Source organism: Burkholderia pseudomultivorans, from assembly GCF_001718415.1.
GTDB lineage: Bacteria > Pseudomonadota > Gammaproteobacteria > Burkholderiales > Burkholderiaceae > Burkholderia > Burkholderia pseudomultivorans_A.
Map to the genome: position 1 here is coordinate 1645300 of NZ_CP013377.1, position 17841 is coordinate 1663140.

The window sequence follows — 17841 nt, forward strand, 5'->3', positions numbered from 1 at the left end:
CTCCGCCGTCGTGTGCCGCTCAGCTCTGCAGCGCGGCCCACATTTCCTTGTCGCGCTCGGCCGTCCAGATGCGCGGATGGGTAATGCCGCTCGCCTCGTCGAATGCGCGCGACACGTCGAACGGCAGGCAGTGCTCGTAGATGAACACGTGGCCGAACTTCGGATCCATCGCCTCGCGCGTGAGCGCCATCGCGGCCTTCAGGTCGAGCTTCTGCTCGACGGCCTTGCGGCCCTGCGCGAGCAGCGTCGTCACGAAATCCTTCGTGTAGTCGAGGCCCTGGTTCACCTCGGCCGGGTTCAGCAGCGCGGGGCCGCGGCCCGGCACCAGCTTCTCGGCGCCGAGCGCGCGCAGCGCCTCGAGCGTGGCCGGCCACTGTTCGAGCTGCGCGTCGCCGCAGTAGCACGCGGCGTCGTATTCGACGAGGTCGCCCGAGAACAGCACCTTCTGCGACGGCAGCCAGACGATCGTGTCGCCCTTCGTATGGCCCGAGCCGACGTGCATGATCTTCACTTCGAGCTTGCCGAGGAACAGCGTGATCTCGCGCTCGAACACGAGCGTCGGCCAGGTCAGGCCCGGCACCGTCTCGACGCCCGCGAACAGGCGCGGAAAGCGCTCGATCTCCGACTTCATGTCGGCCTCGCCGCGCTCGACGATCATCTCGTACGTGCCGCGGCTCGCGATCACGTGCTGCGCGCCTTCGTCGAAATACGCGGACGCGCCCAGCACGCGCACCGCGTGGTAGTGCGACAGCACGACGTGCTTGATCGGCTTGTCGGTCACGCTGCGGATCTTCGCGATCAGGTCCTGCGCCATCGCCGGCGTCGCGGTCGTGTCGACGATCAGCACGCTGTCGTCGCCGATGATCACGCCGGAGTTCGGGTCGCCTTCGGCGGTGTACGCGTACGCGTTCTCGGACAGCTGCGTCCAGGTGACTTTCTTCTCTTCCAGATCGGCTTGGGAGGCGAATGCTTTGGCCATGTTGCGTTCCGTGGCTGCGAGCCATGTGTTGAGGGGAGTGAGCGGATCATCGTCCTGCACCGGATATTTGTCAATGACAAATTGGCTTGCTATTGTCTAATACGGGTAAACCTGCGGGCTGGCGCGCTAAATGGCGTCGGATACCATGCGGGGTTTCGTCATCGGGACAATCATCGCGTGCAGAACCACGAAGACAGCGCAGACGACGCGCCGCAAAAGGCGCAGCGCGGGATCCAGAGCGTCGAGGTCGGCGGCCGGCTGCTCGACGCGCTCGCGCGCCGGCGCAAGCCGCTCGGTCTGTCGGAGCTGGCGGCGGCGGCCGAGCTGTCGACCGCGCAGGCCCACACCTATCTCGTCAGCCTGACGCGGCTCGCGCTCGTGAAGCGCGACGCGATCACCGGCAACTACGAGCCGGGGCCGCTGTCGCTGCGGCTCGGGCTGATGTCGATCGAGCGCCAGCCGGCCTATCGCGCGGCGCTGCCGCACGCGGCGCGGCTCGCCGAAACGGTGGGCCTGAGCGTCGCGCTGTCGGTGCCGGGCGTGCTCGGGCCGACGATCGTGCGCATCGAGCACGGCGGCTATCCGCTGCACGTGAACCTGCACGTCGGCTCGGTGATGTCGCTCGACACGACGGCCACCGGCCGCGTGTTTCGCGCCTTCGGCGATCCGGCGCAGCTCGACGCGATGGCGGCCAGCCAGGCCGGCGCGGGCAGCACGCTGGCGGGCGCCGACGGTACGCCGCCCGCGCGCGAACGGCAGGCCGAACTCGACGCGATCCGCGCGCGCGGCATCGAGCGCAGCGTTGATCTGCCGAGCCCGGGCGTCAGCGCGATGTGCGTGCCGGTGCTCGACGCCGACGGGCGCCTGCAGCTCGCGCTGACGGTCATCGGTTCGTCGGGGTCGATCGACGTTGCGTGGGACGGCCCGATCGCGACCGCGCTGCGCGACGCGGCGCGGCAGGCGACCGCCTCGCTCGGCGCGGCGCCCGGCGCGCTGCCGGCCACAGTCCCGCCCGCCTCGTCGCGCGTGCCGCCCGCGCTGGCCGACGACACCAAGGCGCAGCGCGGCATCAACGCCCTCGACAGCACCGGCGAGCTGCTGCTCGCGCTCGTGTCGGCGGGCCGCGCGTTGCCGCTGCGCGATCTCGCCGCGGCGGCCGGGATGCCCGCGGCGAAGGCGTTTCCGCATCTGGTCAGCCTGCTGAAGATCGGCCTGCTGAGCCGCGACGACGCGGGCTGCTTCGACGGCGGCCCGCTCGGCCAGGCGCTCGGCCTGATCGCGATGCAGCGCGTGTCGCCGACCCGCGACGCGGAAGCCGAGATCGTCGCGCTGGCCGCGACGACCGACATGAGCGTCGCCGCGGCGACGCTCGGGCCGCTCGGGCCGACCGTGATCCGCCTCGAGGAAGCGGCGCGGCCGCAGCACGTGAGCCTGCAGGTCGGCACCGTGATGTCGCTCGTCAACACCGCGATCGGCCGCAGCTTCGCGGCCGGCATGACCGACGACGTGCTGGCCGGCCTGCTCGCCGACGAGCCGGTGCGCCTCGCCGGGCGCGCGGCGCAGGCCGACGACGCGTTCCGCGCCCGGCTTGCGCAGATCCGCGACGAAGGGCTCGACTTCGCGTTCGACGCGCCGGTGCCCGGCATCGCTACGGTCGCCGCGCCCGTGTTCGATCACACCGGCAGCATCCGGCTCGTGATCGCGATCATCGGCTCGTCGCGCGGCTTCCCGCGCGGGCCGGACAGCGCGCTCGCGCAGGCGCTGCTCGCCGCGACGCGCCGGCTGTCGTGGCGGTTCGGCTGGATCGGCGCGTAGCGCGTCCGTTTCCAGGCTGCTTCACTTTTCATCCTCCGCAAGACCGCGCCCGCACCGGCGCGGTCTTGTCGTGTTTGCCGGCCCGAAACACGCCCTCCTTACGGCACGGACATGAAGCCGGGCCCACGCGCGATTTATGTTGCGAAGCAGCAACACAAACCGTCAGATATTCTCATATAACGAAATCGCATTTCACAAGGCGGTGATGTTCCTCTATCATTAGGGTTATCCCTAACACCACCTGAACGGGGCTTCACCATGCAAACGTCTAACACTTCCAACCACTCCACCGAATCCGCTGGCTGGTTCGCACGCGTTGGCTCGCTGATTGCAGAAGCTTGGGCACTCCACCTCGAGAACTGCGAAGTCATCGCCGAAGCGCACGCACGCCTGCCGCACTAAGCCACACGACGCATCCCGCCGACAGCAGCATCGTCGGCCTGTTTCCCGGTCCGGGACGTGCGCCGCCAGGCTGCGGCGTCCCGGACCGGAAAGCCACACGGCCATCCCGGCAACGGGGCGGCCGTATCCGGCCCGCCGCCTCGTCCGCACGACCCCGCCACCGGGCGCGCACGATGGCCGAGATTCGTCGGCACAGCGCCCACGCCGGTCTTCCGGTCCCTCACACCTGAATCGACGGGACGTCCTTCATGCAGCGCAGCGCGAACATCGAGCGGCTGTGGCGGATGCTCGAAATCTTGTACAGCTTCTCGCGCAGGAAGCGTTCGTACCCGGCCGTGCCATCGACGGCGACCTTGATCCAGTAGTCGTATTCCCCCGACACCAGATAAGCCTCCAGCACCTCGGGCAGCGCCGCGAGCTCCTCGCCGAAACGCGCGAGCGCGTCGTCCTCGTGGCGATCGAGCGTGACCTCGAGGATCACGATGTCCGCGTAACCGAGCATCCGCTGATTGACGAGCGCGACGTAGCCGTCGATATAGCCGTCCGCCTCGAGTTGCCGCGTCCGGTTCCAGCATGCGGTGGTCGACATGCCGATCTGTTCCGCCAGTTCCGCGTTCGACAGGCGCGCGTTCTTCTGCAGCGCACCGAGGATCTTGCGGTCCTGGCTGTCGAGCGTTTTCGGCGAGCGTTCACGTGTGGCCATGATCAAAAAGAATCTTCTACTGAAAGCGGGGATTCTATCTGAACGATGTTCCGGTTTTGTGTCGGTTTTCGCGGAAATGCGGAAGCCTTTTAACCGGGCCGCTTGATATATTTTCTCCATGCCTGTTGTCCGGCACGCTCCCTGCGACAACCCCTTCGCAGCGGGACGCACGGCCGCAATCACGAGTTGCGGTGCCGGACACGCAGGCATGCGATTCCCCGCCTCCGCGCGCCTATCCGGCTGCGCGGCCAGCGCGCCTGCTCCCGTTCTCGTCCTTCCCGTCATGTCGTTCAGGCTTTACCTGTCGTTCCTCGCTGCTTCCGCCGTCCTCGTCTACGCTCCCGGCCCCGTCAACCTGCTCACGATGAACCACGCGCTGCGCGCCGGCTGGCGCCGCGCGCTGCCCTGCGTATGGGGCGGCACGCTCGCGGTGCTGCTCCAGCTCGCGCTGACCGCGCTGTGTCTCAATTCGCTGCTGCATGTCGACGAACGCGCGCTGACCGCGCTGCGCTGGGCCGGCGCCGCCTATCTGGTCTGGCTCGGCTGCAAGCAATGGCTGAGCCGCGCACCGGCCGGTGCGAGCGCGCAAGCGCCGGCCGGCATCGCGCCGGCCGAGACCGACACCGGACGCGCGCTGTTCTGGCGCGGCGTCGCGACGTCGGGCCTGAATCCGAAGACGCTGCTGTTCTTCCCGTCGTTCTTTCCGCAGTTCATCAGCCCGCACGCCGAATGGAGCCTGAACCAGCAATACCTGCTGCTCGCGACGAGCTTCGCGCTGCTGTTCGCGGGCGGCGTCGCGTCGATGGCGCTGTTCTCGCACCGGCTGAGCCGCAGCTTGCAGCGGCCGGCGCGGATGCGCGCGATGAACCGCGTGACGGGCGGCCTGCTCGTCGGGATGGGCGCGATCATGGTCGGCTGGAACTGAAGCGGACGGCTGCGACGCCTGCGACCGGCCGCCGCCAAAAAGCAGCGAAACGCCGAATGCTTTAGGGTAGCGGCTGTCTGATAGCGTGCCCGGAGCGCCGGGCGATTGCATGAAGCACGTCACTACGCGCCTGCGGCGGCTGTTCGCGCCGATCGGCCTTCACTGGTATCTCGCCGTTCTGCTCGCGCTCGATGCGCTGATGGTGCTGCGGCCCGTCGTCGCGCACGCGCGGCTCGGCCTGCATCACGCATGGCTCGCCGATGCGCTGAACCTGGTCGACAACGCGGGCCTCGTCGTACTGCCGCAGATCGTGATCGCGGCCGGCCTCGCGACGATGGCCGTCGGCATCGTGCTGCGCGCCCGCGTCGCGTGGGTGCTGTCGATCCTGCTGCTGGTCGCCGCGGCCGCGCTCAGCGTGCTGGGCGGCTACCGCAGCCACGCGGTATTCGTCTATACGGCCGTGCTGGCCGTCGCGCTGATCTATTACTGGCGGCACTTCGATCGCGCCAGCATCACCGCGAGCAGCCTGTTCGCGCTGCTCAGCATCGCGTCGCTGCTGATCTACGCGACCTTCGGCGTGCTGTATCTCGGCGACGAATTCACGCCGCCGATCCACGATCTCGCCACCGCCGTCTATTTCTCGATCGTGTCGATGTCGACGGTCGGCTACGGCGACATCGTCCCGCATTCGCCGACCGCGCGCCTGTTCACCGCGTCGGTGATCGTGCTCGGCATCACCGTGTTCGCGACGTCGATCAGCGCGGTCGTCGGCCCGGTGATCGGCGGCAATCTCAAACGGATCGTCAAGGGAGGCCTTTCGAACGTGATCCGCAAGCATCATTTCCTGATCGTCGGCGGCACGCCCGTCGCGCACGTGGTCCACGACGGGCTGCGCAAGCGCGGCTATGCCGTCACGGTGATCGTGCCGGCCGGCGTCGAACACAGCTATCCGGCCGCGACCGATCTGGTCGTCGGCGACCCGACCGACCACGCGGTGCTGGAAGGCGCCGGCGCGACGACGGCGCGCGCCGTGCTCGCGCTGCGCTCCGACGATGCCGAGAACGCGTTCATCATCCTCGCGATCCGCGAGCTCGCGCCGTCGGTGCGCACGGTCGCGCTCGTCAACCAGCAGCGCAACCTCGAACGGCTGCGCCTGCTGAAACCCGACATGGTGTTCTCGCCGCAGCAGCTCGCGGGCGAACTGCTGGCGAGCACGCTCAACGACGAACCGGTCGACAAGTCGGTGATCTCGCACCTGCTGTTCGGCACGGCCGACGCGGCTTGAGCGGCGCCGGCCGGCGCCCGCCTACTTCTTGTCCCCCGCCAGGTCGATCGCCTTGTCCGATCCGACCGCGTTGCGCAGCTGGAATTTCTGGATCTTGCCGGTCGACGTCTTCGGCAGTTCGCCGAAGCGCACGACCTTCGGCACCTTGAAGCCCGCGAGCAACTGCCGGCAATGCGCGACGATCTCCGCCTCGGTCGCGCTCGCGCCCTCGCGCAGCTCGACGAACGCGCACGGCACCTCGCCCCACTTCGGATCGGGCATCGCGACCACCGCCGCGACCGCCACGGCCGGATGCCGGTACAGCGCATCCTCGACCTCGATGCTCGAAATGTTCTCGCCGCCCGAGATGATGATGTCCTTCTTGCGATCCTTGATCCGGATATAGCCGTCCGGCATCAGCACCGCGAGATCGCCGGTATGGAACCAGCCGCCGTGGAACGCTTCGTCGGTCGCATGCGGGTTCTTCAGGTAGCCCTTCATGCAGATGTTGCCGCGGAACATGATCTCGCCGAGCGTCTCGCCGTCGGCCGGCACCTGCGTCATCGTGTCCGGGTCGAGCACCGTCGCGCCCGCTTCCAGGTGATAGCGCACGCCCTGCCGCGCATTGAGCCGCGCGCGCTCGTCGTCGGACAGCTCGTCCCAGTGCGCCTGCTTCGCGCAGACGGTCGCCGGCCCGTACACCTCGGTCAGCCCGTACACGTGCAGCAGGTCGAAGCCGATCTCCTTCATCTTCGCGATCACGGCCGGCGCGGGCGCGGCGCCCGCGACCATCGCATGCACCTTGTGCTCGATGCCCGCGCGCAGCTCGGCCGGCGCGTTCGCGATCGCGCTCTGCACGATCGGCGCGCCGCAGTAGTGCGTGATGCGCTCGCGGCGGATCAGGTCGAACACCGTCTTCGCGTCGAACTTGCGCAGGCAGACGTTCACGCCCGCGCGCGCGGCGACGGCCCACGGAAAGCACCAGCCGTTGCAGTGGAACATCGGCAGCGTCCACAGGTAGACGGCGTGCTTCGGCATGTCCCATTCGAGGATGTTGCTGATCGCCGCGAGATACGCGCCGCGATGATGGTAGACCACGCCCTTCGGGTCGCCGGTCGTGCCGGACGTGTAGTTCAGCGCGATCGCATCCCATTCGTCGGCGGGCGGCGTCCACGCGTAGTCGGGGTCGCCGCCGGCGAGAAACGCCTCGTAGTCGGTCGCGCCGCCGAAGCATGCGGGATCGGCCGGCATCGCGTCGGCGACGCTGACGATCTTCAGCCCCGGCACCTCGAGCGCCGCGCGATGCGCGAGCGCCGCATATTCGGTGTCGACGATCAGCACCTTCGCCTCGCCGTGACGCAGCATGAACAGCACCGACGCGATGTCGAGCCGCGTATTGATCGTGTTGAGCACCGCGCCGGCCATCGGCACGCCGAAGTGCGCCTCGACCATCGCCGGAATGTTCGGCAGCATCGCCGCGACGGTCTCGCCGCGCGCGACGCCCGCGGCGGCCAGCGCGCTCGCGAGGCGGCGCGCACGCGCATAGGTTTCGCCCCAGGTGCGTCGCACGTCGCCGTGCACGATCGCCAGGCGCTCGCCGTAGACCTCGGCCGCGCGGACCAGGAAGTCGATCGGCGTGAGCGGTACGTAGTTGGCGTCGCGGCGGCCGAGTCCGGCCTCGAACATCTGCGTCATGATCCTGTCTCCCGTGTTCTGCGCACCGGCGCGCGCCGGTCGCGTATCCAGCCGGGGTGCGCGCACCCCGAATCGTTTTGATGTGGTTCAATGGCCGACAGCCTAACGGGCGCTATTGTGAGCCGTCTGTCATCGAAACGACAGAGTGCCTTTCGAGCGCCTCGCGTTATCCCTATCCTCGCAAACCCGCATCCATGCACGACGACATCGCCGCCCCGCCCGACACCGCGCGTCCCGCGCCCGACCTGCCGACCGAAGCGGGCCTGCTGCCGCCGCCGTCCATGCTGTTCGGCCAGTGCGCATGGTTCCGCGCGCTCGCGCCCGAACACCAGGCGCTGGTGCTCGCGCAGTCGCGCGTCGAGGTGCGCGAGGCCGGCGACGTGATCGCGCACCGGCTCGCGCCGTCCGAATACTGGATCGGCGTGCATCGCGGGCTGCTGAAGCTGGCGATCTTCAATGCGTCCGGGCGCGGCTGCACGTTTTCCGGCGTGCCGTCCGGCGGCTGGTTCGGCGAAGGCAGCGTGATCAAGCGCGAACCGCGCAAGTACGAGGTCGTCGCGATCCAGCGCTCGACCGTGCTGTTCGTGCCGGCCGACACGTTCCATGCGCTGCTCGACACCAGCCTGCCGTTCACGCGCTTCGTGATCCATCAGCTCAACAACCGGATGGGCGAATTCATCGCGTCGATTCAGAACAGCCGGCTGCTCGACGTCGATGCGCGCGTCGCGCAGGCGCTCGCGCAACTGTTCAACCCCGACCTGTATCCGGACACCGGCCCGTCGCTCGCGATCTCGCAGGAAGAGCTCGGCATGCTCGTCGGCGTGTCGCGGCAGCGGATCAACCAGGCGCTGCAGCAGCTCGAGAAGCGCGGCGTGCTGCGGCTCGCGTACAACCAGATCGAGGTCGTCGACCTGGCAGCCCTCGCGCAGGTCGGCATGGAACAGATCTGAGCGCGGCCCGATGAGCGAAACCGACGCCGCCCGCGCATCCGTTCCGGCAGACCGTTGCGCGACCGCGCATCCGCCCGCATTTCATCTGCGGAATCGTCGGCCGGCGAGCGGCCGCACGACGCACGCGCCGCCGTCGGCAGCCGACGATCCGCCGCGCCCGAAACTGACAATTCCGCCAGTTTCGCGTCAGTAACCCGTTCCAGGCCGACGCCTATCATTCGGGTTCCCTTTACCGCCGCCTGACCACGCCTGCCCCGCTGCCTCCATGTGGATCGTCAATCTCGCGCTCAGGCGCCCCTACACGTTCATCGTGATGGCCATCATGATCGTGCTGGCCACGCCGCTGGCGCTGATGCGCACGCCCGTCGACGTGCTGCCGTCGATCAACATCCCGGTCGTCAGCGTGATCTGGTCGTACAACGGCTTCTCGGCGAAGGAGATGAGCGACCGCATCACGTCTGTGCATGAACGCTCGCTGACGACGACCGTCAACAACATCCAGCACATCGAGTCGACCTCGCTGCCCGGCATCGCGGTCGTGAAGGTCTATCTGCAGCCGGGCGCGAACGTGCAGACGGCGATCGCGCAGACCGTCGCATCCGCGCAGGCGATCGTGCGGCAGATGCCGCAGGGCGCGACGCCGCCGCTCGTGATCACGTACTCGGCGTCGAGCATCCCGGTGATCCAGCTCGGCCTGTCGAGCAAGACGCTCAGCGAGCAGTCGCTCGGCGACATCGCGCTGAACTTCCTGCGCCCGCAGCTGATCACGATCCCGGGCGCGCAGATCCCGTTCCCGTACGGCGGCCGCACGCGCGTCGTCGCGATCGACATCGATCCGCAGGCGCTGCGCGCGAAAGGCCTGACGCCGGCCGACATCGTCAACGCGGTCAACGTGCAGAACCTGATCCTGCCGACCGGCACCGCGAAGATGGGGCAGACCGAATACCGGATCGACACCAACGCGTCGGCCGACACGATCGCCGACATCACGCACCTGCCGATCCGCACCGTCAACGGCGCGACGACCTATCTCGGCGAAGTCGCGTCGGTGCGCGACGGCTTCTCGCCGCAGACCAACGTGGTGCGCCAGAACGGCCAGCGCGGCGTGCTGGTGTCGATCCTGAAGAGCGGCGACGCCTCGACGCTGCGCGTCGTGTCGGACCTGAAGGCGCTGCTGCCGAAGGTGATCCCGACGCTGCCCGAAGGGCTCACGATCACGCCGCTGTTCGACCAGTCGGTATTCGTCGACGCCGCCGTGCAGGGCGTGATCCACGAAGCGCTGATCGCGGCCGTGCTGACCGCGATGATGATCCTGCTGTTTCTCGGCAACTGGCGCAGCACGCTGATCATCGCGATCTCGATTCCGCTGTCGATCTTCACGTCGCTGATCGTGCTCTCGGCGCTCGGCGAAACCATCAACATCATGACGCTCGGCGGGCTCGCGCTGGCGGTCGGGATTCTCGTCGACGATGCGACCGTGACGATCGAGAACATCGAGCGCCACCTGCACCTCGGCACCAACCTGCACGACGCGATCCTCGAAGGCGCGGGCGAGATCGCGGTGCCTGCGTTCGTGTCGACGCTGTGCATCTGCATCGTGTTCGTGCCGATGTTCTTCCTGACGGGCGTCGCGCGCTACCTGTTCGTGCCGCTCGCCGAAGCGGTCGTGTTCGCGATGCTCGCGTCCTACGTGCTGTCGCGCACGCTCGTGCCGACGCTCGCGATGCTGCTGTTCCGCCCGCAGCAGGCCCACACCGGGCCCGACCATGCGACGGGACGCTTCGCACGTGCGCATCACGCGTTCAACAACGCGTTCGAACGGCTGCGCGCGTGGTACATCGTGCTGCTCAGCATCCTGCTGGTGCGCCGCCGCTTCTACGCGACGTGCTTCCTCGCCTTCTGCGTGCTGTCGACGGGCCTCGTGTTCGTGCTCGGCCGCGACTTCTTCCCGAATGCGGACTCCGGCAACATCCGGCTGCACATGCGTGCGCCAACCGGCTACCGGATCGAGGAGACCGCGCGCCTCGCCGACCAGGTCGAGCGCGTGGTGCGCGAAATCGTGCCGCCCGACGAACTCGGCACGATCGTCGACAACCTCGGCCTGCCGGTGAGCGGCATCAACCTGTCGTACAGCAACGCGGGCACGGTCGGCACGCTCGACGGCGAGATCCTGATCGCGCTGAAGCCCGGCCACCGCGACACGCAGCACTACGTGCAGGCGCTGCGCGCGCAGCTGCCCGAGCGCTTCCCCGGCATCGAGTTCTTCTTCCAGCCGTCGGACATCATCACGCAGATCCTCAACTTCGGCCAGCCGGCCGCGATCGACGTGCAGGTGCTCGGCAACGATCTCGCGAGTAACATGGCAATCGCGAGCAGCCTGATGAAAAAGATCAGGCAAATCCCCGGCGCCGTCGACGCGCACGTCCTGCAGCGCAACGACGAGCCGACCCTGCTGGCCGACATGGATCGTACGCGCATGCAGCAGCTCAACCTGTCCGCACAGAACGTCGCGCAGAACATGCTGATCTCGCTGTCCGGCAGTGCGCAGACCACGCCGTCGTTCTGGATCAACCCGAAGACGGGCGTCCAGTACCCGCTGCAGATCCAGACCCCGCAATACGACATCGCGTCGGTCGACGACCTGCTCGGCACGCCCGTGTCGGCGAGCGGCGCGGCGGGCACGCCGCTCCAGCTGCTCGGCAACCTCGTGCAGGTGCGCAGCACCGAGAATCCGGCGATCGTCACGCACTACAACATCCGCCCGGCGATCGACCTGTACGTGAGCGTCGAGGGCCGCGACCTCGGATCGGTTGCCGGCGAGATCGACCGCATCGTGTCCGACGCGCGCGCGACGCTGCCGCGCGGCACCGACCTGACGATGCGCGGCCAGGTCGAGACGATGCGCACGTCGTACGTCGGCCTCGGCGCGGGCGTGGCGATGGCGATCGTGCTGGTCTACCTGCTGATCGTCGTCAATTTCCAGTCGTGGCTCGACCCGCTGATCATCATCAGTGCGATGCCGGCCGCGCTCGCCGGCATCGCGTGGATGCTGTTCATCACCGGCACGCACCTGAGCGTGCCGGCGCTGACGGGCGCGATCATGACGGTCGGCGTCGCGACCGCCAACAGCATCCTCGTCGTGTCGTTCGCACGGCAGCGTCTCGCGGCCGGCGCGCCGCCGCTCACCGCCGCGCTCGAGGCCGGCGCGACGCGGATCCGGCCGGTGCTGATGACGGCGCTCGCGATGATCATCGGCATGGTGCCGATGGCGCTCGGCCTCGGCGAAGGCGCCGAGCAGAACGCGCCGCTCGGCCGCGCGGTGATCGGCGGGCTGCTGTTCGCGACCGTCTCGACGCTGCTGTTCGTGCCGCTCGTATTCGGCGGCGTGCATTCGCGGCTGGCCCGCCGGCGCGAGCGCCGCGCCGCCGGACACTGACCCTTGCCAAGCCTCCTGACCGGTTGAATTCATGGAAGAGAAACATCACAGCGCCGTCGGCATCCACGTAGACGAACACGGCATGCACCTGCCGCCGCGCGCGGCCGTGTCGCGGCGCGGACGCATCGTGCTGATCGTGGTCGGCGTGCTGCTGGCCGCCGGCGCCGCGCGCACGATCGTCGTCAACGTGCTGAACCGCGGCCGGCTCGACGCGATCGCCGAGCAGAATGCGCGGCAGTACGTGAGCGTCGTGCATCCGGTCGACGCGGCCACCGGCGGCCACCTGACGCTGCCCGGCACGCTGCGCGGCTACGTGGAGGCGCCGATCTACGCGCGCGCGAGCGGCTACGTGCTGCGCTGGCAGGCCGATATCGGCGCGCACGTGAAGCAGGGGCAGCTGCTCGCCGAACTCGACACGCCGGAGCTGAACCAGGAGCTCGCGCAGGCGACCGCGCAGCGCCAGCAGGCGCAGGCGGCGCTCGCGCTCGCGAAGACGTCGTTCGACCGCGCGCAGCAGCTGCGCCAGCGCGATGCCGTGTCGCAGCAGGAACTCGACGACCGCCAAGGCGCGTTCAACCAGGGCACCGCGAATCTCGCCGCGGCCGACGCGAACATGCGCCGGCTCACCGAACTGAAGGGCTTCCAGCGCATCGTCGCGCCGATCGACGGGATCGTCACGCAGCGCAACGTTGACGTCGGCGATCTCGTCAATTCGGGCAACGCGGGCCGCGCGCTGTTTACGGTCGTGCAGGCGGACCGGCTGCGCCTTTACGTGCAGGTGCCGCAGGCCTATGCGCAGCAGGTGAAGGTCGGCCAGCACGTGAGCGTCGCACAGGCCGAGCTGCCGGGCCAGACCTTCGACGGGACGATCACGCGCACGGCCGAGGCGATCGACGTCGCGACGCGCTCGCTGCAGATCGAGATCACGCTGCCGAACCCCGACGGCCGGCTGCTGCCCGGTGCGTACGTGCAGGCGACGCTGCCGATGACGCCGGTCGGCCGCCTGCAGATCCCGGCCAGCACGCTGCTGTTCCGCGCGGAAGGCCCGACGGTCGCAAGCGTCGACGCGAACGGCCGGATTCGCCTGAAATCGGTGACGGTCGTGCGCACGATCGGGCAGACGCTCGAAGTCGACGGCCCGCTCACGCGGAACGACCGCCTCGTGTCGAATCCGAGCGACTCGCTCGCGAACGGCGACCAGGTCGTCGTGTCGACGCCGGCCGCGAAACCGGCGTCCGCCGCCGCGGGAGCGAAGTCGTGATCGCGATGCACGCGCGCCTGCGCCCCGCCGCGCTCGCCGCGCTCGTGACGGCCGCGGCCGCCCTCGCCGGCTGCACGGTCGGCCCCGACTACCGGCGTCCCGAGGTCGACACGCCGGCCGCGTGGCGGCTCGATCCGGCCGACGCGTACTGGCACCCGGCCGCGCCGGCCCGCGCGCCGCTCGATCCGGCGTGGTGGACCGCGTTCGGCGATCCGCAGCTCGACGCGCTGGAGGCCGACGCGCTGCGCAACAACCAGAGCCTGAAGGTCGTCGCGGCGCGCTACGACCAGGCGAAGGCGACGCTCGCGTCGGTCGCGTCCGCGCAATACCCGGCCGTCGGGCTCAACGCGAGCGGCCAGCGCTTCAAGATCTCGGCCGACCGGCCGCAGACCAACTACGCGGTGCAGAGCCAGTCGACCGTGCAGAACGACATCCAGGTCGGCGCGAGCGTCAGCTACGAGCTCGACCTGTTCGGCCGCGTGCGGCGCAACGTCGAATCCGCGCAGGCGAGCAGCGAACAGGCGCGCGACGATTTCGCGAACGCGCGCCTCGTGCTGAGCGCCGATCTCGCGTCGAGCTATTTCTCGCTGCGCGAGCTCGACACCGAGATCGACGTCGTCAAGCGCTCGATCGAGCTGCAGCAAAAGGCGCTCGACTACGTGACGTCGCGCCACGACCTCGGCGCAGTGTCGGGCCTCGACCTGCTGCAGCAGCGCGCGCAGCTCGATGCGACGCGCACGCAGGCGCAACTGCTGATCCAGCAGCGCGCCCAGGTCGAGACCGCGATCGCGACGCTGGTCGGCACGCCGGCGCCCGCGTTCTCGCTGCCGCCGCGCGTGGTGCCGATCAACGCGCCCGCGCTGCCGACCGGCCTGCCGAGCGACCTGCTGCAGCGGCGGCCCGACGTCGCGTCGGCCGAGCGCGCGATGGCCGCCGCCAACGCGCAGATCGGCGTCGCGCGCGCCGCGTATTTCCCGCGCATCGCGCTGTCGCCCGACATCGGCTGGGACGCGACGCGCTTCTCGGGCCTGTTTACGGTGCCGGCGCTGCTGTGGTCGGTCGGCGCGTCGGTCAGCCAGCCGCTGTTCGAGGGCGGCAAGCTGAAGGCCGGCGTCGATTTCGCGCAGGCCGGCTATGTCGCCGCGCAGGCGAACTACCGGCAGACCGTACTCACCGCGTTCCAGGAGGTGCAAAATGCGGTGACGGGCCTGTCGGTGCTGGCCGAAGCCGCGCAGCAGGCGTCCGCCGCCGTCGACGACGCGCGCAAGCTCGTGTCGCTCGCGCAGGATCGCTATGCGGGCGGGCTGACGCCGTTCATCGACGTGCTGACGGCCGAACAGCAGTTGCTGACGAGCGAGCGGCAGGCCGTGCAGATCCAGGGCCAGCGCGCGGCGCTCGTCGTGTTTCTCGCGAAGGCGCTCGGCGGCGGATGGGACGGCCACGCGACGGACGGCGCCGCGCCGTCCGAAGTCGCGGCGGCGGGCCCGCAGCCTGCCTCGGGCGTCAGTCCCTGACCGGTTACGCGGAGAACGGATCCGAACATGAAAGTGCTGATCGTCGAAGACGAACCGAAGGTCGTCGAATACCTGAAGAGCGGCCTGACCGAGGAAGGCTGGGTCGTCGATACCGCGCTGGACGGCGAGGACGGCGCGTGGAAGGCCGTCGAATTCGACTACGACGTGGTCGTGCTCGACGTGATGCTGCCGAAGCTCGACGGCTTCGGCGTGCTGCGCGCGCTGCGCGCACAGAAGCAGACGCCCGTCATCATGCTGACCGCGCGCGACCGCGTCGACGACCGCGTGCGCGGGTTGCGCGGCGGCGCCGACGACTACCTGACCAAGCCCTTTTCGTTCCTCGAGCTGATCGAGCGGCTGCGCGCGCTGACGCGCCGCGCACGCGTGCAGGAATCGACGCTGATCTCGATCGGCGACCTGCGCGTCGACCTGATCGGCCGCCGCGCGACGCGCGACGGCACGCGCCTCGACCTGACCGCGCAGGAATTCCAGCTGCTCGGCGTGCTCGCGCGGCGCAGCGGCGAGGTGCTGTCGAAGACGACGATCGCCGAGCTGGTGTGGGACGTGAACTTCGACAGCAATGCGAACGTCGTCGAGACCGCGATCAAGCGGTTGCGCGCGAAGCTCGACGGTCCGTTCGCGGACAAGCTGCTGCACACGATCCGCGGCATGGGCTACGTGCTCGAGGCGCGCGAGGACGGCGACACCGAGAGGCGCGCATGAAACGCTCGATCACGCTGCGGCTGTCGGCGATGTTCGGCATCGTGTCGCTGCTCGTGTTTACGCTGGTGGGCTGCGGGCTGTTCGTGATGATGGAGCGCCAGCTGTTCGCCGAGCTGCGCGCGACGCTCGACACGCGCGCCAAGGTCGCCGAGATGATCGTGTCGCATGCGCTCACGCCCGAGCGCGGACGCCTGATGAAGGAAAAACTGGCCGACCTCGAACCGCCCGACGGCTCGACGCGCTATCAGGTCGACACGCCGAATCCCGACTTCCGCTTCGGCCATCCTGTCGACGGCGTGCCGGTCGGCGCACCGTTCGGCGCGTTCCAGCGCTACGCGCTCAACGACAGCGGCTACGACGTGATGACGAAGACCGTCACGGTGGCCGGCAACGGGACGCGGCCGACGCTGAAGCTGATCGTCGCCAGCTCGTGCGAGCGCACGCAGCGGATGCTGCGCCGCTTCGGCTGGACGCTCGCCGCACTGATCGCGACCGCAACCGTGGTCGCGCTGCTGCTGAGCCGCGCGGTCGCGCGCTTCGGGCTCGCGCCGCTCGATCGCCTGTCGCAGGACGCGGCCGCGGTGAGCCTCGCGAACCGCCGCCAGCGGCTGCATACCGACGCGCTGCCGGCCGAGCTGCGCGAACTCGCCGCGTCGTTCAACGGCGCGCTCGACCGGATCCAGCAGACCTACGCGCGGCTCGAGGCCTTCAACGCCGACGTTGCGCACGAACTGCGCACGCCGGTCAGCATCCTGATCGGCCAGACCCAGGTCGCGCTGACGAGCCGCGATCGCTCGGTCGACCGGATGCGCCAGACGCTGCAATCGAACCTCGAGGAATTCGAGCGGCTGCGCGTGATCATCAACGACATGCTGTTCCTGTCGCGCAGCGATCGCGGCGAACGGGCGACCGACCTGAAGCACGTGTCGCTCGCCGACGAGGTGCGGCGCATGCTCGACTTCCTCGAAATCCCGCTCGACGAGGCGCAGCTGCGCGCCGAACTGCACGGCGACGCGCGTGCGGCAGTCGATCCGTCGCTGTTCCGCCGCGCGATGACGAACCTGCTGATCAACGCGATCCAGCACTCGGCGCCCGGCGCGACGCTGCACGTGACGATCACGCGCCGCGACGGGCTGGTCGAGGTGTCGGTCGCGAACCCCGGCGAGCCGATCGACCCGGTGCGGCGCTCGCACGTGTTCGAGCGCTTCTATCGGCTCGAGGAGGCGCGCGCGAACAGCAAGGAGAACCACGGGCTCGGCCTGTCGATCGTCAAGGCCGTCGCCGAGATGCATGGCGGCAGCGTGTTCGTCGCGTGTGCAGGCGGCGTCAATACGTTCGGCTTCTCGGTATCGACGGAGCCTTGCGCGGGCGGCCCGTTGCGCGCAGCCGAAGCCGCCGATGCGGCCGCCCCCGCCGCGCCGCCGGCTCGCGCGACGCGCGTGCTGCATCACTGACGCCGCCCCGCGCCTTGCACGGACGGCGGCCGCACGCCGCCGAGGGCAGTTTTCTTCAATACGCGACCGCGCCGCGCCCTTAGTCTCGATGCGAATTCCGACATTCGCATGGAGACATCTGATGAGCATGCTGGTTTCGATGGCCGCGTTCGCGCTGGCGTCGTCGATCACGCCCGGTCCGGTCAACATCGTCGCGCTCGGCGCGGGCGCGCGCTACGGGCTGGCCCCGAGCCTGCGCTACGCGGCCGGCGCGACGCTCGGCTTCGTCGCGCTGTTCCTGCTGATCGGCCTCGGGCTGCACGCGGCGCTCGCGCACTGGCCCGTGCTGACGACGGCCACCCGCTGGTCGGGGATCGCGTTCCTGCTTTACATGGCGCTGCGGCTCGCGCTCGACGACGGCAGGCTGCCCACCGACGCGAAGGTGGCCGGCCCGTCGGCGGCGGCCGGCGCGGCGATGCAGTGGCTGAATCCGAAGGCGTGGCTGGCCTGTGTCGCCGCGATGGGCGCGTATGCGGCCGACGGCGACCACGCACAGGTCTGGCAGTTCGCCGCGCTGTATCTGGTGATCTGTTTCGCGTCGATCGCGTGCTGGTCGTACGCGGGCGCGTCGTTGCGGCACCGGCTCGCGAACGCGCGGCGGATGCGCGTGTTCAACCGCGCGATGGCGCTGCTGCTTGCCGGCAGTGCGTTGCTGCTGCTCGATGTCTAGGGCGTGGATGA

Annotated in this window: 13 protein-coding genes; 10 read left to right on the forward strand and 3 right to left on the reverse strand. The window is 69.2% G+C overall.

Translation table 11 applies throughout. From position 1 onward, the window contains the following. Positions 1–19 precede the first annotated feature (19 nt). Positions 20–979 (reverse strand): MBL fold metallo-hydrolase, encoded by a 960-nt coding sequence (locus WS57_RS06965; RefSeq protein ID WP_009695309.1) that lies wholly within the window; start codon positions 977–979, stop codon positions 20–22. Positions 980–1156: 177 nt separating this feature from the next. Here WS57_RS06965 and WS57_RS06970 point away from each other — a divergent pair, with 177 nt between their 5' ends. Further along, positions 1157–2794, forward strand: a complete 1638-nt coding sequence (locus tag WS57_RS06970) for an IclR family transcriptional regulator (protein ID WP_069243947.1) — start codon at positions 1157–1159, stop codon at positions 2792–2794. A 622-nt stretch (positions 2795–3416) separates the two neighbouring features. Here the strand turns inward: WS57_RS06970 and WS57_RS06975 are convergent. Further along, on the reverse strand, positions 3417–3899 hold the full coding sequence (locus tag WS57_RS06975) for an Lrp/AsnC family transcriptional regulator (RefSeq protein WP_009695207.1): 483 nt from the start codon (positions 3897–3899) through the stop codon (positions 3417–3419). Positions 3900–4182: 283 nt separating this feature from the next. Between WS57_RS06975 and WS57_RS06980 the strand changes: the two genes are divergently transcribed. Then, the gene (locus WS57_RS06980; RefSeq protein WP_040129317.1) at positions 4183–4824 is read left to right on the forward strand and encodes a LysE family translocator; all 642 of its coding nucleotides are present in this window, start codon (positions 4183–4185) and stop codon (positions 4822–4824) included. A gap of 109 nt (positions 4825–4933) precedes the next feature. Further along, positions 4934–6109, forward strand: coding sequence for a voltage-gated potassium channel protein (gene kch / locus WS57_RS06985; protein WP_060249616.1), 1176 nt, complete (start codon positions 4934–4936; stop codon positions 6107–6109). A 21-nt stretch (positions 6110–6130) separates the two neighbouring features. Here the strand turns inward: kch and WS57_RS06990 are convergent, their stop codons facing one another. Then, on the reverse strand, positions 6131–7783 hold the full coding sequence (locus tag WS57_RS06990; RefSeq protein ID WP_009695210.1) for an acyl-CoA synthetase: 1653 nt from the start codon (positions 7781–7783) through the stop codon (positions 6131–6133). Between the two features lie 194 nt (positions 7784–7977). On the opposite strand from WS57_RS06990, the gene WS57_RS06995 reads away from it, so the two are divergent. The 7 genes from WS57_RS06995 to WS57_RS07025 all read left to right on the forward strand — a co-directional run bounded on the left by WS57_RS06995 (position 7978) and on the right by WS57_RS07025 (position 17830). Further along, positions 7978–8733, forward strand: a complete 756-nt coding sequence (locus tag WS57_RS06995; protein WP_069243948.1) for a Crp/Fnr family transcriptional regulator — start codon at positions 7978–7980, stop codon at positions 8731–8733. Positions 8734–8998: 265 nt separating this feature from the next. Beyond that, positions 8999–12169: an efflux RND transporter permease subunit gene (locus WS57_RS07000; protein WP_040129323.1), complete on the forward strand. Its 3171-nt coding sequence runs from the start codon at positions 8999–9001 to the stop codon at positions 12167–12169. A gap of 31 nt (positions 12170–12200) precedes the next feature. Continuing rightward, the gene (locus tag WS57_RS07005; RefSeq protein WP_009695214.1) at positions 12201–13430 is read left to right on the forward strand and encodes an efflux RND transporter periplasmic adaptor subunit; all 1230 of its coding nucleotides are present in this window, start codon (positions 12201–12203) and stop codon (positions 13428–13430) included. 5 nt (positions 13431–13435) lie between these two features. After that, positions 13436–14944: an efflux transporter outer membrane subunit gene (locus WS57_RS07010; RefSeq protein WP_081056759.1), complete on the forward strand. Its 1509-nt coding sequence runs from the start codon at positions 13436–13438 to the stop codon at positions 14942–14944. Between the two features lie 27 nt (positions 14945–14971). Continuing rightward, the gene (locus tag WS57_RS07015) at positions 14972–15667 is read left to right on the forward strand and encodes a heavy metal response regulator transcription factor (RefSeq protein ID WP_009688307.1); all 696 of its coding nucleotides are present in this window, start codon (positions 14972–14974) and stop codon (positions 15665–15667) included. Further along, positions 15664–17121 carry a heavy metal sensor histidine kinase gene (locus tag WS57_RS07020; protein ID WP_069243949.1) on the forward strand — a complete coding sequence of 486 codons (1458 nt, stop codon included), beginning with the start codon at positions 15664–15666 and terminating at the stop codon, positions 17119–17121. Before WS57_RS07015 ends, WS57_RS07020 begins: the two co-directional genes overlap by 4 nt. A 121-nt stretch (positions 17122–17242) precedes the next feature. Then, positions 17243–17830 carry a LysE family translocator gene (locus WS57_RS07025; protein ID WP_069243950.1) on the forward strand — a complete coding sequence of 196 codons (588 nt, stop codon included), beginning with the start codon at positions 17243–17245 and terminating at the stop codon, positions 17828–17830. Positions 17831–17841: the final 11 nt, after the last annotated feature.